We start from the raw sequence: 20,713 nt of genomic DNA, 5'->3' as shown, positions 1-20,713 counted from the left end.
TTGAGTTATTTTATATTTAGATATTGTTGGAGAGACTGACGCATAATCTCGACGGGAACAGGTTGCTGTAACCACAATTCTAAGGCGGCGGCTCCCTGAATTACTAACATTGGTAATCCATTTAAAATCAGCGCACCTCTAGCCCCTGCTAAAGTCAAAAATTGGGTGGTTTCAGGAACATAAATTAAATCATAAGCGATCGCACCCAATTTAATTTTATCCAGCACCGACGCCTCAACGGGAGACTCCTGAACGTGAGGATACATTCCCACCGGGGTCGTATTTACCAATAAGTCCGCTTGGGGAAGCAGACTCGATAATTGTTCCCAGGGACAGGTTTTGACCGCAACCGATAGGGGGGAAGTGATCCAACTCTGTTGAAATGTGGCCAATTTTTGGGGGTCACGACCGACAACATAAATTTCCCCGATCCCTAACTGGGCACATCCAGCCACCACCGCCCGCGCCGCCCCGCCATATCCCAAAATCACGGCCACTTGATCATGCCAATGTTGATGATACACCTCTAGGGGAGTCAGAAAACCCACAACATCGGTATTGGTGCCACTCCAACCCTTATGAGTCCGCCAAACAGTATTCACCGCCCCGACGGACTGGGCCAGGGTTGTCACTTCCGATAAAAAGGGTAAAATCGCTTGTTTGTGGGGAATAGTAATATTAAATCCCTGAATTCCAATAGCTGCAAATCCATCGAGGGCGGTTTTTAAATGATTAGGAGAAATGGCAAATGGCAGATAAACATAATCCACTCCTAAATGGGCGATCGCGGCATTGTGCATCACCGGAGAAAGGGAATGTGCAATCGGATCACCGATTACTCCTAATAGTTTGGTTGTGCCTTTAATCATAATAACGGGAATTCAATATCTATTTGATTATAGTGGTGATCCCAAGAATATGAAAACATTATATATTTCGATATAATGAATGTATTAATTGGGATAAGTTGATATATGCCAATCGCAACCGACCGACCAATTCAACAGAAAGCACTCAGCTTTGACGAGTTTATCGTTACTTATCGTGACGATAACCGTTATGAACTTATTGATGGAGATATATTTGACTTGGAACCAACAGGCTTGCATGAAGAAGTTGCAGCCTTTATTACCACAAAGGTATGCGTCCAAATCGACCAAATGGGATTGCCTTGGTTTGTGCTTCAGCGAGGACTTATTCGCCCTTCTAACATGGGAATGACTGCATTTCGACCCGATGTGGCAGTTATTGACCGACATGAGCTTACTAAAGAACCAATTTGGAGTGAGCAGTCAATTCTGACCCTAGGCAGTTCAATTAAATTTGTAGCGGAAGTTGTGAGTAGCAACTGGCAAAATGATTATGCCCGTAAAGTTGAAGACTATGCAACTCTGGGCATTCCCGAATATTGGATTGCCGACTACGCTGGATTGGGAGGGGTTCGACATATTGGGAAGTCCAAACAGCCTACTCTCTCTATCTGCACACTAGCAAATGGAGAGTATGAAATTCAGCAATTCCGTGGCAATCAGATAGTTATTTCGACTACTTTCCCTAACCTAAAATTGACAGCCGCAGAAATTTTGAAGACTTTTTAAAAAATTATTAATCTAAAGTGTGATCGCTTTACAATGTGAGGTAAGGGTGAAATAGATAATCTTGACATATCGAATTCTTTATTATGTCAAAAATGTATTGATTATTGAAACTAAATCGTTTAATTTTGTTATTTTACTTGCGATTTTTATGTAAATATTTGCATAATCCAAACATTCTATAGTTCTTTCTACGGTATCTTTTTTCTTATTTTTATATGCTTTACCTACAAGCTGATAGATATCATGTAAATCCTGGGCTGGATGGGAGCGTAAAGTCATATCATCAATACAAGGGTCAAAGCCTACTCTTGATACTATAAAAGAGTTTGTCAGAATCGCATCAACACAGGTGAAGTGATTGCATTCAGATAAGAACCACGACTCAATTTCATTCACAGCCACCACAATTGCAGTGTTAGCAGGTAAAGGCGGAGTTACTTGGCGATTTCGTTTTACAGTACCATTTATCAACTCATTTTCAAATTGAGTTAAGTTCGTTTCTGGACATAGATTTTGCGGATAAAAATCTAACAGACCAATTATTTGAGTATGCCCTTGTGAAAATAATGTCTGATAGTTGTCTATAATTCTTGATCTTACACTGCTATCACTCCTACAATCGTGAATCAAAGCATAATGCTTAGGAGAAACTGGATTTGAAGCTGTTTTAGGATAAATATTTTTTGTAGGTCTTCTTCCATAACCTTGAAATTGCTCTAGTTCAACTGAAATATTTTTTTGTCCTGCTATTTCTATGAGTAGCTTATTTATAAAAAGCTGTTCTGTTTGTCCTTCAACAAAAAAAGTAATTTTTTTCATGGTTATTCTTCAATTTCAAAATCTTCAATGTAGTATTCGTAGGATAGGAAATCAAAGTTATTAAGCCCTGTACGTTGAAATTCTTCAAAAGTTGATTTAGAATTTCTATAATTATAAAATAAAGACTTTTTGGGTATTCTTTGAATAACAGACCAATATTCCAAAGGAACTTTATTCATTACAAATCTATCATTTGTGGTCATGATAACTTGGACAGATGAATCTTTTATCTTCTCAATAATAAGTTCAATAAGGCTATTCGATCTATCGTAATCTAATCCTTCTCCGATATCGTCAATCAAAATGCAACTTGGAGTCTTGCTTAACAAAGAATAATTGAGTTGCACAAGGAGTGATAAAGCCCTGAACATTCCTTGAGACATTTCTGTCTGATCTGTAATAACCTCTAAATCTCTCTCTTGTACATTTAAGCCATATGCAGGAATAGGAAATTTTTTTAAGGGACTTACTTCTATTTTTTGTAGATCGTATGAAATTGCTTTCATATCCTCAAGTATGGTATTTACAAATAAATCGGGAAATTGCTTCTCCCCCATACAAAAAATTCGAGTTACTTCATCACCATCTTTTAAATCTACTTCGTCACTATCATATTTGACCAGATTTATATCTTTTAGAAAAGCATTTTTACCTAATGGAGCCCCAAAAGGATAGTAATTTAAGTTTTTCCCCCAAGAATATAACGTTTCAAAGAAAGAATGTTGTTTTTTATCTCTTTTTGATACAGCTAATACATCATCATCTGTCTCAAAAGCTAATTTTTTCTCAGCTCCCTCATACCAGAGAATCCCTTCAGTACGGTTTAACTTTTCTACATTATTAACCGTTAAAGTCTCCTGAATGATTTTCCCATCTTTGAAATCCAAATAGTATTGTATTTCTCCCTCATCACTATCGAACCTTAAATTATATTCAGTAGTTCCAAAGCCTAATGAATTAAGCCGGGATATTTGCACATCCCCACAAAATAGGTCTGCAATATGGCGTATGGCATCGATTGTTTTACTTTTGCCTGTTGCATTTTTCCCTACGATGAGATTCATCCCAACGAAAGAGAGCCATTGTCCAAATTCATTATTTAGAGGTTTCCCTTCAATTGACCACTCATCAGGTTGATTCTTAAAACGGGAAATCTTTATTTCTTTTAATTGCACTTTTTTCTTTCCCTATACTAGGTAGTTGACCTAAAACACTTTAATCTTAATCTAAAAAATAGTTAAGTTTTGGTGGATTGCTTCGTCTTACAACACTTCGGACAGTTTGCGATCGCCAACGGTGGAATAAGGGGTTCAGGCTTTCGTTTAGCCTCGATCGCTAACGGTAGAATAAGGGGTCTAGGCTTTTACTCAAAAACTGTCCGGGGTATTGATCTTACACCAAAATGTAAAACATTAGTTGAGCAAGCGAAATGAAAAAAACTTTTTCACTTGTTCTAATTTGCTTTGCAGATCGCTCAGGTGAACTCCTATCAGATTAGAGTCCAAGCGACCATCGCTCTCTAAAACACATCAAATCATCTGAGAATATTTGTAGTTGGATGAAATAGCGATCGCCCAATCACAAACTTGAGAAAATGATTGTTGAGGCAATCTCTGGTAACACGACATGAAAACATTATATATTTCGATTTAAAAATAAGGTGGGCTATGCCCACCCTCCTAAAATCCTTACAATCCATCTAAAAACATCAAAAAAATCCGTGTAATCCGTGTAATCCTTCTAAATCCGTGATCAAAATTCCTGAGCTTCTGCTAAAATTGGGTTAATATCATACCAAAAATGTTCGGTTTGATGATATTCAAAAACCCATAAACTTCTTAATAGGGTTTGATATTCCATTTGACCACTTAATTTTTTAGTTACTGCTACTTGACGTAACATTTCTCTTTCATCTGCTTCAATAGCTAAGGTTAATTGGTGGCGACGTTGTAAAATCACCTCCTCTAAGGATTTTCTAGTTAATGGAGGATCTTCTTTTTGCAAACAGCTATATAACAAAATTAATAAACTGCGAACATGACCGCCACTAATCGTACAAAGTCGATCTAAAGTGTCAGGAGTGTCAAAAATACTTGTTACTAAGTCTGGATATTCTTTCGGATCAATACCCGGAAATGCTCTCGCCATTACCATTTGGCGTAATAGTTCAATTCCGGCTTCGCAGCGAGTTCCATCTTCAAATTTTACCGTCACCATTGGTAAGGTTTTCGGGTCGCTACCAAAGCGATTCATCAGTTGTCCTAAATTATTAGAAAAAATCAAACCGAGGGGAATAGTATAGACAACATGACAATTGAGTTTATTTAGTTGTTCACCCCGATCAATAAATAAATATTCCGGTTGTGGGCGTCCGGTACTGCTTTGGCTATCCAAAATCCGGTCTAAATTATCAACAATTACGACCAACCCCTTTTTCCCCATTTGTTTCAATTGTTGGATCGATGGTTCCAATAATTCTTTATTGATTGCCTCTAAAATATTATTAGTTCGAGGCTCTAAATATTGACGCAATAAAGACCTTAAATCTCGACTGTCCCTGGTTTTAGCCGTAATATTCCCAATTCCCATTGAAAGGGAAAACTCCCCTTCCGTACTTGCAGCTAACGTCCCAATTCCGGGAACATTAACATCTCCTTTTAAATCAATTTCTGTATTTAAAACCCCGATCACTCCACTGAGTAAACTTTTAAAGCCTTTAGGTTTTAATTTAATTTGTAGGAGTTCAATACTTTCACTGACTTGACGGGCGATCGCTAATAAAATATCGGTAATATCCACATCCGCCATGTCTAAATCCTTACTAGACTCAAAATAAACGACATGGAATCCTTCTTTTTTGAGTTGAGCTTGAAGTCGGAGTAATTCCGTTGACTTTCCTGATCCAACATGACCTGTAAAGAGTTGACAAGTAGGGCGATCGGGTGATAAACGAGTAATTGTTCGGGAAATTTGTTCAATCAGTTTACCACCGCGTGCAGGAGAAAAATCAATATAATATTGTTGATCTTCCGGGTTTTCTACATCCAGGGTTTCAGCCGGATTAGAAGCTTTAAAAAAGCGAGATAAATCAAGTTCCATTGTTATTGAATGAGTTTGAACGTTGAATTGATTCTGTATCTATTATTAAAGGATTAGTAGGCTAACCACAACCCAAAACTAAAACCGAGGCCGGAAATTATCCCTAAAATCAAAAAGGTATAAAACCCATTGTAGGACGCAAGTAATTTTTCTCCCGCCGCCATTTGCGCCACGACCCCAGCAACCAAAGCGATCGCACCCCAAGCAGCAATAATAAGCTCTGGCTGTATTTGTTCAATCACCCGGATGATGGCTTTCTGACCCGCCCCAATGCCAGCCCCGATCCATCCTCCTAATAGTAATCCAAATAAACTCCCCGTTCCTAGTTTGGCTCTTGATTGAAATATTGCATCTAAAATAATCCCTAACATTAACCCCATAATCACCCCAAAACCCCCACCGAAAACCGAACCTAACCAGTTTCCCCGACGAGTTCCGGCAATTAACCCGGCAATGGCAGCAATTCCCATCACCGTCAACAGTCCAATTACCGATTTAGAGACCGTTTCTGAGCCTGCGATCGCCCCTAATCCGATGCCGACCATCCCCCATACCGTTGCTGTAATTACCCCCCCAGCTTCATTTCCTAGTACCCAACCAGCGATCGCTCCAGCAAACATCAACGATATTAACCAAGGTTGAGACGAATCCGAATCCTTACTGGCGACCAAGGTAATCGTAAACCAAGCAATTAGGCCAAATATCCAAACCCAGAAGGGAATCTTCAAAGTTATTAAAATCCAAGCGATCAGCGTATAACAAACAAACACCCCCGTTAGCCAACCTAGAGGGATAGTTGGGGAAGTTGGGGGAGTAGGGGGAGTTGGGGGAGTTGGGGGAGGTGTGAAGGTTGTGAAGGTTGGGGGAGCCGGGGAGGTAGGATAACTTAAATGGGTTTTTAGGGTTTCGTAGGCGTGGCTAATTTCTTTGAATTTTGCTTCCGCTTCGATTTGTAAGAGAGAATCTTGGGGATAACGATCGGGATGCCATATCAATGCTAGATGGCGATAGGCTTGTCTGACTTCCTCTAATCTTACCCCAGGTTCTAAGTCTAAGATTTTATAATATTTTTCAATCTCCACGTTTGCAATTTGTTGACCTGCTCTTATTTTTCAGCCATCAGAATTATTGTAATCAACAGTAAACCACTTGCGGATTCAATTATCTAGGACAGATTTCTCCCCATTCTAAATTATTGACATAACATTCCTTTATCCCTTGTTCAATTTGCACTAATTTAACATCACTCAACTTTAATTGTGAATTTTCAGAGCAAATTATATGTATAGGATATTGTGATGAATTTTCAGATGGAGAAATAGGAGAATTTTCAATAGTTTTTAATGCCGGAATTAGTCCCGACATAACTACCAATGCTAAAGCCCAAGGTAAATCAATTGCCATGATCAGATCTCCCAAATAATGATATCAATAATTCCTTAAAGTTGTTTCTATTCCCCACCATTACTATAGTAGGCAACAGGCAACAGGCCACAGAATACCCCCTAATCCATTCCTTCGTGTCTTCGTGTCTTTGTGGTAACATCTACAGGAATAGGATTTCGGTGAATCGGTTTCTAGCTTTATGTTATAGCTAAATTTGACATTGGAAAAAAAAATCTTTTGAAAAAGGGGTTGACATTCCCAGAGAAACAGAGTAGATTAGTAAGTCGTGAGGGAAAAACGAGCGAACCATAAGAACGCAAAGCCCTCAAAAACAGGAAAAGTTTTATAGAGCTTTCCTGGTGTCTATGGCTCAGTGGAACCACTCCGATCCATCTCGAACTCGGAAGTGAAACGCTGACACGGCGAAGATACTTGGCGGGTAGCCGCCTGGAAAAATAGCTCGGTGCCAGGTTAATATCAAATAAAAGCCTGCTTCCAGTGATAAATCGGAAGCAGGCTTTTATATTTTAATCTCAGAAACCCGGTTTCTTTGATCCGCTTGATACCCCTAACTCCCTCACCAAGCCGGATCAGAGGATCAAAAAAAATATTTTAAAAAAGGGGTTGACATTCCTAGAGAAATCAAGTAGATTAGTAAATTGTGAGGGAGAAACGAGCGAACCACAAGAACGCAAAGCCCTCAAAAACAGGAAAAGTTTATAGAGCTTTCCTGGTGTCTATGGCTCAGTGGAACCACTCCGATCCATCTCGAACTCGGAAGTGAAACGCTGACACGGCGAAGATACTTGGCGGGTAGCCGCCTGGGAAAATAGCTCGATGCCAGGTTAATATCAAACTAAAGCCTTCTTCCAGTGATAAATCGGAAGGAGGCTTTGGTATTAGAAACCCAGTTTCTTGTTTCTTTGACCCCCGGTATTATAGGATGTTTTGATATTTCTCGTGAATTAAATATGAATGCGATATTACCTCCTAGGGTTATTTTAGATCCCCTATTACAACAATGGTTATTAGAAGATATTGGACGAGGCGATCGCACGACCGCCGGATTATTAGTCGGAAATCAGATCAAATCCGCCGATTGGATTGTTAAAGAAAAGGGTGTGATCGCCGGATTATCTATTGCTGAAAGAGTGTTTCAACTGTTGGATCATCAGATAGAATTTACTCCTTTAGTTAAAGAGGGAGAATGGTGTGAAAAAGGGACAAAAATTGCATTTTTAGAGGGGAGTTTAGAAGCATTATTAACAGGGGAAAGAGTCGCGTTAAATTTAGCGATGCGACTGAGTGGAATTGCTACGGAGACGCGGAAATATGTAGAAGCGATCGCCGATTTACCCTGTCAATTAGTGGATACCCGTAAAACCACACCCGGATTAAGATTATTAGAAAAATATGCTATTCAAGTCGGTGGGGCAAAAAATCATCGGATGGGATTAGATGATGCGATTATGATTAAAGATAATCATATTGCGGCGGCGGGGGGAATTGCAGAAGCGATCGCAAAAATTAGAGAAACCATGCCTTATCCTTTAACTATTGAAGTCGAAGCAGAAACTTTAGAACAGGTTAAAATCGCCTTAGAACATGAAGCGGATATTATTATGTTAGATAATATGTCCTTAGAGTTAATGAAAGAATCTGTTAATATTATTCGTGAATATAACCCCAGAATTAAAATAGAAGCATCGGGAAATATTACTTTAAAAACTATTCGCTCAGTTGCAGAAACCGGAGTTGATTATATTTCAACTAGCGCCCCGATTACCCGTTCAAATTGGTTAGATTTAAGCATGAGAATCTAAATTAAACTTTAGGGGCGAGTAAACAAACCTCGCCCTAAGATTACACTTTTATTCCTAACAACTACTTAGAAATAAAATGTACCCAAAAACTACCATCAGGTATGCAAACACGGCGGATCAGTAGATAGGAATAATTCAAATAAGATCCACTCAAATCCGTGCGATAACCGGAGGAAAACCATTCCCCATAAGGGTCATGAACAATAAACCCATATTCGTCATAACCCACCACAGGCATAATATGACCAAAGGAGGTGAAATATCCATGAATTACAGCAGGATTTCCAGCCGCAATCCAATCTTTGATATCATCTATGGTGCCATTTTCAGTAAAATAATCCTGACAGCCATAATCTCGAACAATTCGAGCTAAATCGTTGGGATTGTGGCGACTGTAGCCTTTATCAATAGCATATTGATAGAGTTCATCTTCAAACTGACCAGAACTGGTTTTGCGACGAGCTTTCAAGTATTCCAAACACATTGCTATGGATGTCACATTGCACGATCCCGTCGGATTAAACCAGTTATCCAATTGAGATTTATAGGGAACATTGAGACGGAAACTTTTGGGAAGCGGTTTAGGATACACCCGGCTGCCATTTTCATAAATTTCAGCGTGTTCTCCCCAAATATATAAGACCGAATATCCCCCGTAGGATTCAGTGCGTAAAGCGACTCGTAAATGTCCGCGAATGGGATCGTAGGCTAAAACACTAAATTCTTTATCGGCGGGAATCGCAAATTTTTCCGAGTCATTTAGTTGAGAAGAAGCAATCGGTTTAACTTTAAAAACTGTACTTTTGACCGTTTTCAGAATTGGGGTTGCTACGGGAATCTGTTCCCGTTTTGCTTCTATTAGCTTTTTCGCCGTTACTGCGCCCAGATAACCCGCTTCACCACACTCCATCAACTTCTGAAATTGGTGTAATCCCGCCGTTGATTTCGGGCCAAAAACCCCATCCACAGGCGGATCAAGTAGTCCTAAATCAATTAGTCGAGTCTGAACTTGGCGGGAAAGTTCGTCGTCTTCAGAAATACCTTTAATATCATATCGAGTATTTTTACCGAGAAAATCTTGTAGTTTCATCAGAAAAATGGGTAGAAACCCCGTCCCATTCGACAAGCTCAGGGCAAGCCTTATAGGACGGCTTTATATTTCCCCTTTCAGGGAGGAGGGTATGGTGGCCCTCCTAACTCCTATTTCTAGGGTAAAGTTAGCTGAGTGCTTCGCACACGCTACGCGAACGCCAAGGTTTTAAGAGCTTGTTAGGCTAGTAGCACTGTCTTACCCCTCGTAAAACTGTTTAACTACTAACGACAGAGCCAGGGACTAGCTACGCATCCAACAGGGTGTCTTGACTCACAAAAACGTAGTCAGTTAAGACTTAGGCTGGTCAACTAACTGAAGTTAGAGGCACCGGGCGCGTAGCCTGCGCTCCGCGCATAGCCCCGTCACAGAGAGTGCGGGGTGCTGACAGAGGCTAATTCTCACCAATGACTCAAAAAACATGGAGATCAAAGTTGTCAGGACAATTTTACCATTATTAGTCCCCACAAACTTCTCAACTCTGGGTTTTCTTGAATTCAAGGAACTTGACACTCCCACCCCTACGCTACGCTAAAGGGGTGGGATTCTCGTATCTAGCCCAATCAAATAAAGACAGTTGAATATACTCTTTTTGATTGTTTTTCACCGAGTTCGGGGGTGCGCCAAACACCCCATAATTTAAACCGGATGAATCCATTACAGAAGCATCTCTCTTTAGGTTTAAATCACAAGCGAAACCATCCCATTGAGACAGATTTCGTGCAGCATTAAAATCAGAATTGTGGTAGTGACCATTAGGGCAATTGAAATCATGTCGATTTCTTTTGCCAATAACACCGCAAGTTGAGCAAGATTTAGAGGTGTATGGTGCAGGTCTTTTGATTAACTTCAATCCTTTAAGAGCTAACTTATAATTAAGTTTCTGCTCCAAAGAATAATAAGACCAACTATGTCGAGATTGACCAGAATCAGAACGAGATTTCTGTCTCTGTTTCATGGTATTTCGACAACCTTCTAAATCCTCAATCACAACATCAGCATTATGAAATTCGGCAAAACGAACAATTCGGCGACTAATGGTATGGTTGATAGCATCCATCCATCGTTGCTCTTTCTTGTTCCATTTCTTTAAAGCTCGAAACTTTTTAGCTTCTTGAAGTTGTTGCCTTCTTTGTTGAAAATAACGTCTCCGATGCTTAACGCTTTGACCATTAAAGAATTTACCGAAACCTTCTTTTGGTGCAACTACAGCTAAATTATTCTGCCCTCGGTCACATCCTAATCTTTTCTCTGTCTCAACTTCTGGAACATCCTCAGTGATTGACAGATAGACATACCACTTATTTCTATGTTTAATTAACTTAAAAGATCCTCCTTGAATTGTTCCCTCTAATAATCCATCTAAAATGGTTTGCCAGTGAGCGGATACAACTTCAATGGGGATTCTTTTTTCACCTTTAAGAGTCGGGAAGCTAATTGAATAAGTATTCCCTCTTTGAGTTAACTTCCAGTTTTGGTTGTTAACTTCCACGGGAAGAACTTTATACTGTTTGGTTTTACGACCCGTGGGTGATGTGGTATGTCGAATTACTTGATTAACCAGAGCAGATTTTAACTCGGACATGATTTTAGCTGTTGTCATTTTTCGCCGTTCTTTAATTGGCAATGACAACAGCTTATTAGCAATCTGCGTGTTTTCTTCCGTCATTTGCTCAAACATTTGAGCTTGACAACGGTTGAGTTTTGCGAATTTTAATTTAATCGTCCGAGTTACTTTGATCATGGAAAATATGATAACATAAATATCTAATAACTGGGTACAAATTAATTGGTAGATGACGGCACTTAAAAGTGCCTGCGTCGCGTTTCATCCCACGGCTGAAGCCAGTGGGCTTTCACGCTCCCACCCTGGCTTTGTAAGGGCGGGTTCTTTTGATAACTGATACCTCTTACACTGTTAACTGATGACTGTTAACTGTTAACTGATGACTGATTACTGATGACTGTTTGAGGAAGGTTTCAAAATCACAATTCCATAGGCATCAGGAGACAAATACCGTTGTGCTGCCTGTTGAATGGTTTCTGAACTCAAACTTTGAATATGATCGGGGTAATAGAGACCAGCAGTTAAATCCCCCACCAAAGATTGATAGTATCCATACAACCCGGCGCGATCGCTAGGAGTTTCATTTCCAAAGATAAACCGATTTGCCACCTGCATCCTAACTTTAGCAATTTCATCTTCGGTAATTAATTCGCTTTGGATTTGACGAATATGATCGGTGAGAATTCCTTCAACCAGAGCCAAATTCTCCACGGGCAAACGGGCTGAAATATAAAATACCCCCTGCCAACGCTGGGTCATATTACTCGCAGAAATCGACGAAACTAACCCCCGATTTTCTCGTAGGTCTTGGAATAGTCGTGCGGTTCTGCCCTGACCTAAAATATAGGCTAAAACATCTAAAGGATAGGTTTCAGAAAGTTCTACTAAACCAGGTACACGCCACAACATCAATAATCGGGCTTGTTCCAAGGTATCATCAATGATTTCTTGACGAACAATTTCCTGAAAACTCGCTTCAGGAGTCCAGGGTTGTAGTTCAGGGAGGGCAGAACCCGACGAGGATGGGGAATAAACCGAGCTAACGGAATTTTCTACCGTTTGGATCAAATTTTCCACGGGTAAATTTCCGACCACTGCTACGGTCATGGAGCGGGGCTGATACCAAGTGCCATGGAAATCCCGCATTTGTTGAGATTGTAACTGCTCAATCACCGATGCTGGCCCCAAAACCGGACGACGATAGGGGAGTCGCTCAAAGGCGATTTCCATGGACTGACGGAAGGAACGCCGCCCTGGGTTATCTTCAGCCCGACGAATTTCTTCTAAGACGACAAATCGTTCCCGTTCAAAGGCTTCATCCGCGACACTGGCATTCAGAACCACATCAAATTGTAGGGGAGCTAAATCCGCAAAGTCCTGGGGGGCGGTGGTGATGTAGTAATGGGTATAGTCCTGACTGGTTGCTGCATTGGTGACCGCGCCCCGTTGTTCGATTTTTTGCTCAAATTCACCGATTTGCAGATGGGGTGTGCCTTTAAAAACGATATGTTCTAAAAAGTGCGCCATACCGTTGATATCATCGGATTCAATGGCTGAACCAATATTAATCCAAACATTGAGATTTACCGCATCAACGGCTAACTGTTCTGCCACAATGGTCAGACCATTGGAGAGTTGATGAACAGTGGGAGTATTGATCGGTCGAGGCAAAGATGGTTTAACGAGGATAGAAGTCATTTAATTCAGTTATCAGTAAACAGTTATCAGTGGTTAGACGCGCCTAAACAAAGCGCAATCTCGTCAGGCTGTTATTGCATCCGTACCAGTTATTAGTTATTCGTTCATAGTTGATAGTTTTTATTGTATTGTAGGTTATTAGCTAAAAACCGACAATTCCTACACTGATAACTGATAACTGATTATGGCATTCTTTCGTCAATATATGGCCCCGTTGATTGTGGTCATCATGTTTTTATTTGCTCTGTTCGTTGTCAGTGCGCGAATTTTTCTCCCTGGAGATATGACCGCCCCTGCGCCCATTGGCACGATTACTACATCGGCGACCTATTTCCTTAATCATATCCGTGTCTGAAGTTTTTATTCCCGGTTATCATTTGCGCCAGGGGTCACGTTTAGATCGGGCTTTATTACTCAAGTTTGCATATCGAACCTATAAGGAACAATTCCCCGATCAAGATTTAAGCCATCTCGCCCTAACTGTTGAGCAGTATTTTTCGCCTCAAACTCCTTTGTGGTGGGTGGATAAATTCAACCCAGACTCCTACCCTCCCGAACCGATAGCTTGTTTATGGTTAGGTAATGCGATTGATTTGGCCGACGGAGAACGCACCGCCCATGTTTTTTTGTTGTATGTCGCACCAGAACACCGAAAACGGGGTATTGGTTCGGCTTTAATGGCTCATGTCCAACAGTGGGCCATAGGACGAGGCGATCGCAAAATCAGTTTACAAGTTTTCACGAATAACCAACCCGCTCTCAATCTTTATCAGAAACTAGGTTATCAACCTCAATCTTTGTTGATGCAGAAGATTCTATACAAAGAGGTTTAACTTCCCTAAAATTGATAACATCAACGGTGACAAATTGTTGTAAATTAATGATATGGAGGATGAAAAACTGATCGTAACCAATACTCAAGACCCCTTAGAAAGTCCTTTGGATCAATTGGATGATGGCGAAATGGCCAAACCCGATCCAGAGGAAATGTTGCTGTTGTTAACCTCATCCGAACCGCAACAGCGCATGATTGCGGCCAGGGCATTTTGTGAAATTAAGGACAGGCGGGCTATTCCTGATTTAATTCGGTTGTTGAAGGATAGTTGCCCTTTGGTGCGGGTAAGTGTGGCCTATGCCTTGGGACGCAATTCTAATTCCCAAGTGGTGGAAGCTTTGATTACACAACTACATCAAGACTGGAATGGTTATGTCCGTAAAGGGGTGGTTTGGGCTTTAGGAACCTGTGGCGATCGCCGAGCTTTAGAACCTTTATTAGATGCCCTAAAAACTGATATTCCCGCCGTGCGTCTGTGGGCGGCGAGTTCCCTTGGTCAAATGGCGAAAGTGAGTTATGATACCGTGATTCGGGCAATTCCCCCCATGATTGAAGCCCTGCGTCAAGATCCGGTTCCGGCGGTTAGAAGTAACTGCGCCTGGGCATTGGGTCAACTCTGTCGAGAACTACCCTCTAATGTTGTTTATGCCGTGGCTATTGATGCCTTAATTGAAGCCTTAGAAGAAGATGGGGATGTAGGGGTTAAGGATGATGCTAAATCATCGTTATTAAGAGTCGGTGATCCGAGGGGATTACAAATTATTGAAGATTTAGAAATGGACGGCCTATTATAGTTTCTATCGTTTCAGAACTTGATCGATAAGGTTAACCGCAACGCCGTGTTACCTCAGCTTTTGACCTGGGCAAAACCAGGTGGGTACCTCGACCAGACTTAAAGTTTCCGAGTCTAAGCTCGGTTTACTGCCGCCTGCAATTCTCTTGGCTCCCGTATTCTTAAAGCTATAGATCAAAAAAACATATCGGCAAATCACCAACGCCGCAGCACAACCTTGAACTTATTATAACAGATTTTTCTGGGATAGCAAGGAGATTGGGCAAGAGGTAATGGGTAATGGGTAATGGGTAATGGCTGTTGTTCATCAAAAAATTAAATTAATTCTTTGTCGAGCTTTAGCTCCACCCGTTGTTGCGCTTAAGCGCATCTTCTCTGTTATAATAGATTGCGCTTAAGCGCAACAACAATATCAAATATGCCTCTTTCCTTAGAACAACAACTCAACTACTGGACTAAATATTTTCATTCCCATCCTGATGATATTCGGGGATATATTCAACGGGGAATGGTTTATTTTAAATTAGGGAAAATTGCTGAATCTATCCAAGACTTTGATCACGCAGAAAAGTTGGATTCTAGCATTAAACCCTATTTGTGGCAACGGGGATTATCCTATTATTATACAGAACAATATCAACTCGGTGCTGAACAATTTGAAATTGATTTAACCGTTAATTCCCAAGACGTTGAAGAAACGGTTTGGCGATATTTATGTATTGCCCAATTTCAAGGAGTTGAAGCTGCTAAAAATACCCTACTTCCGGTTAAAAATGATCCGCGTCCGGTTTTGAGAAGTGTTTATGAATTATTTGTCGGTAATTGTACCCCGGAAGATTTATTAAAAATCGGAGAAAAACAAGGAAAATCAGGGAATTTTTATAGTCATCTTTACTTAGGATTATATTATGAAGCTGAACAAAATATAGAACTGGCTAAAACCTATATTAATCAAGCTGCAACTGAATATGAAATTGAGGATTATATGTGGAATTTAGCCGTTGTTCATCAAAAAATAAAATTTGGTGTTGAGCTTTAGGGTTATCTATTATAATTAGAGAAACATTGCTGTTGATGATGAAAAAGGAGGCAGTAACATGACACTAAAAGACTTAGAACCTCAACTTCTAGCATTAAGTCTAACAGAAAAAGCACAGGCGATTCAATTGCTCGTTCAAAGTTTAAGTAATGTTTGGCAAGGAATTGAAAAAACTTCTGGGGTATGCGGTGGCGATGCTAGAATTGCTAACACTCGTATCCCCGTTTGGTCATTGATCAATTATCGTCGTAATGGTGCTTCTGATGCTCGAATTTTACAAGATTTCCCTCACTTGAAAGCAGAGGATTTAGTCAATGCTTGGACTTATGCTGATACTCATTCAGAAGAAATTGAGGCAGCTATTTGCAGAAATGAGGAAGATTGAAAAATGGATCGTCTATATGCGGATGAAAATTTTCCATTACCAATTGTTAAATTATTGCGTCTCGCTGGTCACGATGTGCTTACCACTGAAGAAGCGGGAAATTCGGGATTAGGAATTCCTGATCAGGATGTTCTTGCTTATGCTGTCAGAAATGAGCGTGCTATTTTAACGCGAAATTGGGATGATTTTAGACAATTGCACCGAGCGCACCCTGATCATTTTGGAATTATTATTTGCAAAGAAGACTTAAATACCGAAAGACAAGCTACACGCATTAATGAAGCTATTTCTGATGAAGGAAATCTCCAAGGTAAGTTAATTAGAATCATTCGTCCGCAGCAATAATTAACCAAGTTACCAGTTTTCTATTCCCTGCTATATGTGGAATTTAGCCGTTGTTCATCAAAAAATAAAATTTGGTGTTGAGCTTTAGTTTTTAAGCTAAGGTAAAATCAGAGGCTCCTAGTGCTACGGTTGTACCCGATAAAACCGCGATAATTTCCCCAGTTCCAGAAATTTGAACGGCGCTTCCTCCGGCTTGGGGAACAATGGCTAATTGTGCAAAGGTTAACCCTCCTGATAAAGCCAATTCATCGGAACCTTGAATAAAATCTGTAATAGTATCGGTTCCCAAACCCGGGGCGAGAATAAAGCGATCATTGCCTCCACCTCCGGTAATCGTATCATTATCCCGATCACCGGAAATAATATCATCACCTTCACCGCCATTGATTTGATCGGCTTCTCGACCAGCATAAATAGTATCGCTTCCTACACCCCCATCGAGAATATCGCCCCCTTTTCCACCATAAACCGTATCATTTCCATTTCCTGATTGAATACTATTGTTAAAACGGTTGCCTAGAATTTCATCTTGACCTGCGGTTCCAATTAAGTTTTCAATTTCGGTTGTAAAGGAGGTATAAGTTCCAAAGGTATCTGTTTTATAGGTCGCTCCCTCTGGTGCTCCTTGGGAGGGTTTTAAGTTATAGTCTAATCCCTTGAGGGCGGCTTGGGTGGTAAAAGGTAGCCCAGGAGCTAACCGCAAGGTATAGACTTCATCCGCAGATAAACCCGAAAAATCAACGGTATCAATACCACCACTATCCCAAATTGTGGCAACCTGTTTAAAGTTCGTATCATTGAAGGTATAAACATCATTACCAGTATTATTATTCTTAACCCCATACAAAAACTGCAAGGCTAAAATATCGAATGGCATTAGGGTTTGAGGTTCCGGTGCTCCTGCGTCCCCTGCTGTGGCGCTACCCGGATTATAGGACATAACCGTATTTCGAGAATTGTCCTGTTCAAAGGGTAAGAATACTCGCCCGGGTGGAGGTGGAGTCGGATTTTTTTCTCCCGCACTGTAATTACCAGGATGTTCTAAACCCAGTGCATGACCTAGTTCATGAATCAGGACTGAATATTCATAGGTACCGGGGTCATTCCCAAAGTTAAATTCTTCTCCCTTTTTCAAAACTACAGCCTGAAAACCATTTGGGTCAGCTAAATCTCCAAGAGCATAAGCACCAGCATCAGGAATACTTGTTATATCCCCCAACATAATCCGAATATTACCTTGCCCGAATGAATCTTCGACAAAGTTTATGGGTAGAACAGTACCATAAACGGTCTGCATGATTTGACGAACTTGATTCTTTGTTCCTTCATCAACTTGTTGAATTCCGGTTTCATCAAGTGCTGTTTCGTAAGTGCTTGCTTCTGCATTGGTCACAAAACTATAGGTTAGGGTTCCCCCAGGTATAACATTCCATTTCAACGGTTGCCCTGGATTATCGGGATTACTACCCACAAGGGCATCAATTCTCACATCATTTGTTGGTATCATAAATAATAGGATTGTATTCTTTGTCATTATATCCTATTCTTGTTTATGATTATCCAAAATATTAATCAAAGATGATTATATGTGGAATTTAGCCGTTGTTCATCAAAAAGTTAAATTCTTTGTTGAGCTTTAACTCCACCCGTTGTTGTGCTTTAGCACATCTTCTCCGTTATTATACTTTGACAATAGATTGCGCTGAAGCGCAACAACAAGTGCAACAACAAGTGCAACAACGGGATTATTTGAAACGTTGTAAGGGAACAGTATTTGGGTCAAGAATTTTAGGACTGAGACTGCCAAATTTAATCGCTAAAGACATTTTATCTTTATTTGAGAAAATGTGGGTTACTTCTCCAATCCCAAAGGTACGATGAAAGACTTTATCCCCAACTTTCCAGTCCTTAACATTCGATTCTAATTTGTCACTTTTGGCAGGTTGTTTAATCTCAGTTGGTGATTTTGACTCTTGTTTAATTCCCTTATTTTTATTTTTAGTTGTTTTGGGTTGAATGGGAGGAGTATAACTATGAATTAATCCTTCGGGTAATTCCTGTAAAAACATTGAGGGGATACAGGATTCTAAAGTCCCCCATAACCGCCGTTGACAAGCATGGGTTAAAAATAATTGTTCCTGGGCGCGAGTAATCCCAACATAACATAAACGTCGTTCTTCTTCAATAGATAAGGGATCATTTAAACTGCGATAATTGGGGAAAAGTCCCTGTTCTAAACCGACTAAAAAGACGATGGGAAATTCTAATCCTTTCGCTGCATGGAGGGTTAATAAGGAAACCGCTTGTTGTCCTTCTTTTAAGTTATCTAAATCGGAAGCTAAGGAGGCACTGGCTAAAAATCCACCCAGGGTATTATCCTCATATTCCTCTTGAAATTGGGAGACGGCATTCGTCAATTCTTTAATATTTTCTAAGCGGTTTTCGGCTTCATCTGTTCCTTCATTTTTCAAGTCTTGAATATAACCCGCATCCTGTAAAATTCCTTCTAAAATTTGCATGGCGGAATGGTCTTCTAGGCGTTCTTGCCAAGTTTTAATAGTTTGGGCAAATTGATTTACGGATTTTGCTGAACGTCCGGCTATGGTATTAACAGAATCTTCATCACTAAGCACTTCCCAAAGGGGTATTCCTAACTGTTTAGACGCATTGAATAACCCATCAATAGTGGTTTTACCAATACCTCGACGGGGAACATTAATAATTCTAAGTAAACTAATACTATCGGCCGGGTTAGCAATTACTCGTAAATAAGAGATAGAATCCTTGATTTCTTTGCGGTCATAGAACCTTAATCCCCCGACAACGGTATAGGGAATATTATTTCTTAATAACACATCTTCTAGGGCGCGAGATTGGGCGTTGGTTCGATATAAAATGGCAAACGCACCATAATCTAATTCGGGATTTTGTTGACTAATTTCTTGAATTTGTGATAGAATAAATTTGGCTTCATCTACTTCATCATCTGCTCGATAACAATAAATTGGTAGCCCTTCTCCTCGGGTGGGACGGAGGATTTTATCAATGCGTTCGGTATTTTGTTGAATCAGATGATTTGCTACTTGTAAAATATTTTCCCGGGAGCGATAATTTTCCTCCAGTTTAATCATAGTACGAGTATCATCATCGGGGAGGCGATCGCCAAAATCCTGTTGAAATTCTAACAATATTTTATAGTCTGCCATCCGAAATGAATAAATAGATTGATCCACATCTCCCACCACAAAAATAGAACGATTTTGCCAATTTTTAATGGTTCTGGGGTTTTCCCCATTCGTAACTAATAACCGAATTAAATTATATTGAGTGCGGTTAGTATCTTGATATTCGTCTACTAAAATATGGCAGAATTTTTGATGCCAATAGGCTAATATTTGCTCATTTTGACTGAGTAAATCAACGGTGACTCTAATTAAATCATCAAAATCTAAGGCATTATTTGAAGCTAATTGAGATTGATAGGAACTATAAACTTCCGATACGACTCTACCATAATAATCAGGATTTTCCCTGGCATATTGTTGAGGCGAAAACCCTAGGTTTTTAGCATTACTAATAGAATATCTAATTTTTTTAGGTTCAAATTTCTTATCATCTAAATTCATATCTTTGAGAACAATATGCTTAACTAACTTTTGGGCATCATCTTCATCAAAGATGGAGAAATTCTTATCCCACTTTCTGCCACTTTCGTCTTGATATTTATTAATATCATATCTTAGAATCCGAGCGCATAAACTATGGAAGGTTCCCATCCAAAGATGTTTGCTAATACTGCGATAAACCTTTGATTTCAAGCGAGTTTGTTCATCGGCAGCTAAAGCTGATAAGGGTTTTCCAAATTCGAGTTCTGCCTGTTGTTGAGCAAAAATTAACTCAACCCGTTCTTTAATTTCCTTGGCAGCTTTATTAGTAAAAGTCACCGCCAAAATGTTCTCAGGATGAACCCGATGACTGCGAATTAAATTAGCGATGCGATAGGTTAAAGCCCGTGTTTTACCCGAACCTGCCCCCGCCACCACCAGCATCGGGCCACAAAAATGTTCCACCGCCTGACGTTGGCAGGTATTTAGATGGCTAAGGAAATCAATTGTTTGAGTCATGGCTACAGAAAACACGGGAATTGAATCAACTTCTATTTTATCCGTAGCCGGGGGTCGCGGACACACTGAACACCGAAACAAATAGGATATACCCTCAACAGAGTCGGAATAG

Annotated in this window: 19 protein-coding genes, 2 rRNA genes and 1 other RNA gene; 10 read left to right on the top strand and 12 right to left on the bottom strand. The window is 40.1% G+C overall.

The window, feature by feature from the left end:
* Positions 1-5: 5 nt before the first annotated feature.
* Entirely contained in the window at positions 6-869 is an 864-nt protein-coding gene (locus NMG86_RS20520; protein ID WP_026796391.1) for a shikimate dehydrogenase, read from the bottom strand.
* 105 nt (positions 870-974) lie between these two features.
* On the opposite strand from NMG86_RS20520, the gene NMG86_RS20515 reads away from it, so the two are divergent.
* Positions 975-1,598, top strand: a complete 624-nt coding sequence (locus tag NMG86_RS20515) for a Uma2 family endonuclease (RefSeq protein ID WP_026785348.1) — start codon at positions 975-977, stop codon at positions 1,596-1,598.
* An 81-nt stretch (positions 1,599-1,679) separates the two neighbouring features.
* Here the strand turns inward: NMG86_RS20515 and NMG86_RS20510 are convergent, their stop codons facing one another.
* From NMG86_RS20510 to NMG86_RS20490, 5 genes are all read right to left on the bottom strand, one after another.
* Entirely contained in the window at positions 1,680-2,417 is a 738-nt protein-coding gene (locus NMG86_RS20510) for a DUF4276 family protein (protein ID WP_026785349.1), read from the bottom strand.
* A gap of 2 nt (positions 2,418-2,419) precedes the next feature.
* A complete protein-coding gene (locus tag NMG86_RS20505; RefSeq protein WP_026796390.1) occupies positions 2,420-3,592 on the bottom strand; it encodes an ATP-binding protein in 1,173 nt (390 codons plus the stop codon).
* Positions 3,593-4,169: 577 nt separating this feature from the next.
* Positions 4,170-5,516 carry a P-loop NTPase fold protein gene (locus NMG86_RS20500; RefSeq protein ID WP_026796389.1) on the bottom strand — a complete coding sequence of 449 codons (1,347 nt, stop codon included), beginning with the start codon at positions 5,514-5,516 and terminating at the stop codon, positions 4,170-4,172.
* Positions 5,517-5,569: 53 nt separating this feature from the next.
* Complete coding sequence (locus NMG86_RS20495; RefSeq protein WP_043939057.1) at positions 5,570-6,598, bottom strand: J domain-containing protein; 1,029 nt, start codon at positions 6,596-6,598, stop codon at positions 5,570-5,572.
* A gap of 79 nt (positions 6,599-6,677) precedes the next feature.
* Complete coding sequence (locus tag NMG86_RS20490) at positions 6,678-6,920, bottom strand: hypothetical protein (protein ID WP_026785353.1); 243 nt, start codon at positions 6,918-6,920, stop codon at positions 6,678-6,680.
* 337 nt (positions 6,921-7,257) lie between these two features.
* Between NMG86_RS20490 and rrf (NMG86_RS20485) the strand changes: the two genes are divergently transcribed.
* The 3 genes from rrf (NMG86_RS20485) to nadC all read left to right on the top strand — a co-directional run bounded on the left by rrf (NMG86_RS20485) (position 7,258) and on the right by nadC (position 8,725).
* A 5S ribosomal RNA gene (gene rrf / locus NMG86_RS20485) occupies positions 7,258-7,374 on the top strand.
* Between the two features lie 257 nt (positions 7,375-7,631).
* A 5S ribosomal RNA gene (rrf, locus tag NMG86_RS20480) occupies positions 7,632-7,748 on the top strand.
* 125 nt (positions 7,749-7,873) lie between these two features.
* The gene (gene nadC, locus NMG86_RS20475) at positions 7,874-8,725 is read left to right on the top strand and encodes a carboxylating nicotinate-nucleotide diphosphorylase (protein WP_026785354.1); all 852 of its coding nucleotides are present in this window, start codon (positions 7,874-7,876) and stop codon (positions 8,723-8,725) included.
* Between the two features lie 61 nt (positions 8,726-8,786).
* On the opposite strand, the gene NMG86_RS20470 is transcribed toward nadC, so the two are convergent.
* The 3 genes from NMG86_RS20470 to NMG86_RS20460 form a co-directional block, all read right to left on the bottom strand.
* Positions 8,787-9,815, bottom strand: a complete 1,029-nt coding sequence (locus tag NMG86_RS20470) for a C39 family peptidase (RefSeq protein WP_026785355.1) — start codon at positions 9,813-9,815, stop codon at positions 8,787-8,789.
* A 526-nt stretch (positions 9,816-10,341) separates the two neighbouring features.
* Entirely contained in the window at positions 10,342-11,559 is a 1,218-nt protein-coding gene (locus NMG86_RS20465) for an RNA-guided endonuclease TnpB family protein (protein ID WP_087882091.1), read from the bottom strand.
* A 210-nt stretch (positions 11,560-11,769) separates the two neighbouring features.
* Positions 11,770-13,080 (bottom strand): M16 family metallopeptidase, encoded by a 1,311-nt coding sequence (locus tag NMG86_RS20460; RefSeq protein ID WP_026785356.1) that lies wholly within the window; start codon positions 13,078-13,080, stop codon positions 11,770-11,772.
* A gap of 184 nt (positions 13,081-13,264) precedes the next feature.
* Here NMG86_RS20460 and NMG86_RS20455 point away from each other — a divergent pair, with 184 nt between their 5' ends.
* Genes NMG86_RS20455 through NMG86_RS20445 form a run of 3 tightly spaced genes read left to right on the top strand, consistent with a single transcriptional unit; the run spans position 13,265 to position 14,709 of the window.
* Positions 13,265-13,435: a DUF8624 family small hydrophobic protein gene (locus NMG86_RS20455; RefSeq protein ID WP_173401021.1), complete on the top strand. Its 171-nt coding sequence runs from the start codon at positions 13,265-13,267 to the stop codon at positions 13,433-13,435.
* A complete protein-coding gene (locus tag NMG86_RS20450) occupies positions 13,428-13,913 on the top strand; it encodes a GNAT family N-acetyltransferase (RefSeq protein ID WP_026785357.1) in 486 nt (161 codons plus the stop codon). The genes NMG86_RS20455 and NMG86_RS20450 overlap by 8 nt, the downstream gene beginning before the upstream one ends.
* A gap of 52 nt (positions 13,914-13,965) precedes the next feature.
* Complete coding sequence (locus NMG86_RS20445) at positions 13,966-14,709, top strand: HEAT repeat domain-containing protein (RefSeq protein ID WP_026785358.1); 744 nt, start codon at positions 13,966-13,968, stop codon at positions 14,707-14,709.
* A 28-nt stretch (positions 14,710-14,737) separates the two neighbouring features.
* On the opposite strand, the gene ssrS is transcribed toward NMG86_RS20445, so the two are convergent.
* Positions 14,738-14,924: non-coding RNA, 6S RNA (ssrS, locus tag NMG86_RS20440), on the bottom strand.
* Positions 14,925-15,126: 202 nt separating this feature from the next.
* Between ssrS and NMG86_RS20435 the strand changes: the two genes are divergently transcribed.
* Genes NMG86_RS20435 through NMG86_RS20425 form a run of 3 tightly spaced genes read left to right on the top strand, consistent with a single transcriptional unit; the run spans position 15,127 to position 16,477 of the window.
* Positions 15,127-15,747 carry a tetratricopeptide repeat protein gene (locus NMG86_RS20435; RefSeq protein ID WP_043939059.1) on the top strand — a complete coding sequence of 207 codons (621 nt, stop codon included), beginning with the start codon at positions 15,127-15,129 and terminating at the stop codon, positions 15,745-15,747.
* 58 nt (positions 15,748-15,805) lie between these two features.
* The gene (locus NMG86_RS20430) at positions 15,806-16,132 is read left to right on the top strand and encodes a DUF433 domain-containing protein (protein WP_026796386.1); all 327 of its coding nucleotides are present in this window, start codon (positions 15,806-15,808) and stop codon (positions 16,130-16,132) included.
* A 3-nt stretch (positions 16,133-16,135) separates the two neighbouring features.
* Positions 16,136-16,477, top strand: a complete 342-nt coding sequence (locus tag NMG86_RS20425) for a DUF5615 family PIN-like protein (RefSeq protein WP_026796385.1) — start codon at positions 16,136-16,138, stop codon at positions 16,475-16,477.
* A 91-nt stretch (positions 16,478-16,568) separates the two neighbouring features.
* Here the strand turns inward: NMG86_RS20425 and NMG86_RS20420 are convergent, their stop codons facing one another.
* A complete protein-coding gene (locus NMG86_RS20420; RefSeq protein WP_052338547.1) occupies positions 16,569-17,984 on the bottom strand; it encodes a M10 family metallopeptidase in 1,416 nt (471 codons plus the stop codon).
* 238 nt (positions 17,985-18,222) lie between these two features.
* Positions 18,223-20,601, bottom strand: a complete 2,379-nt coding sequence (gene pcrA / locus NMG86_RS20415; RefSeq protein WP_026796384.1) for a DNA helicase PcrA — start codon at positions 20,599-20,601, stop codon at positions 18,223-18,225.
* Positions 20,602-20,713: the final 112 nt, after the last annotated feature.

This window comes from Planktothrix rubescens CCAP 1459/22 (assembly GCA_904830895.1).
Classification (GTDB): domain Bacteria; phylum Cyanobacteriota; class Cyanobacteriia; order Cyanobacteriales; family Microcoleaceae; genus Planktothrix; species Planktothrix agardhii.
The sequence above is the reverse complement of the archived record's forward strand: the minus strand, read 5'-3'. Positions and strand labels throughout refer to the sequence as shown.

Bases quoted from the DNA above. Each gene is read 5' to 3' on its own strand.
- NMG86_RS20520 (WP_026796391.1), bottom strand. From the start codon at position 869: ATGATTAAAGGCACAACCAAACTATTAGGAGTAATCGGTGATCCGATT.
- NMG86_RS20515 (WP_026785348.1), top strand. From the start codon at position 975: ATGCCAATCGCAACCGACCGACCAATTCAACAGAAAGCACTCAGCTTT.
- NMG86_RS20510 (WP_026785349.1), bottom strand. From the start codon at position 2,417: ATGAAAAAAATTACTTTTTTTGTTGAAGGACAAACAGAACAGCTTTTT.
- NMG86_RS20500 (WP_026796389.1), bottom strand. From the start codon at position 5,516: ATGGAACTTGATTTATCTCGCTTTTTTAAAGCTTCTAATCCGGCTGAA.
- NMG86_RS20490 (WP_026785353.1), bottom strand. From the start codon at position 6,920: ATGGCAATTGATTTACCTTGGGCTTTAGCATTGGTAGTTATGTCGGGA.
- nadC (WP_026785354.1), top strand. From the start codon at position 7,874: ATGAATGCGATATTACCTCCTAGGGTTATTTTAGATCCCCTATTACAA.
- NMG86_RS20470 (WP_026785355.1), bottom strand. From the start codon at position 9,815: ATGAAACTACAAGATTTTCTCGGTAAAAATACTCGATATGATATTAAA.
- NMG86_RS20465 (WP_087882091.1), bottom strand. From the start codon at position 11,559: ATGATCAAAGTAACTCGGACGATTAAATTAAAATTCGCAAAACTCAAC.
- NMG86_RS20460 (WP_026785356.1), bottom strand. From the start codon at position 13,080: ATGACTTCTATCCTCGTTAAACCATCTTTGCCTCGACCGATCAATACT.
- NMG86_RS20455 (WP_173401021.1), top strand. From the start codon at position 13,265: ATGGCATTCTTTCGTCAATATATGGCCCCGTTGATTGTGGTCATCATG.
- NMG86_RS20445 (WP_026785358.1), top strand. From the start codon at position 13,966: ATGGAGGATGAAAAACTGATCGTAACCAATACTCAAGACCCCTTAGAA.
- NMG86_RS20435 (WP_043939059.1), top strand. From the start codon at position 15,127: ATGCCTCTTTCCTTAGAACAACAACTCAACTACTGGACTAAATATTTT.
- NMG86_RS20430 (WP_026796386.1), top strand. From the start codon at position 15,806: ATGACACTAAAAGACTTAGAACCTCAACTTCTAGCATTAAGTCTAACA.
- NMG86_RS20425 (WP_026796385.1), top strand. From the start codon at position 16,136: ATGGATCGTCTATATGCGGATGAAAATTTTCCATTACCAATTGTTAAA.
- NMG86_RS20420 (WP_052338547.1), bottom strand. From the start codon at position 17,984: ATGATACCAACAAATGATGTGAGAATTGATGCCCTTGTGGGTAGTAAT.
- pcrA (WP_026796384.1), bottom strand. From the start codon at position 20,601: ATGACTCAAACAATTGATTTCCTTAGCCATCTAAATACCTGCCAACGT.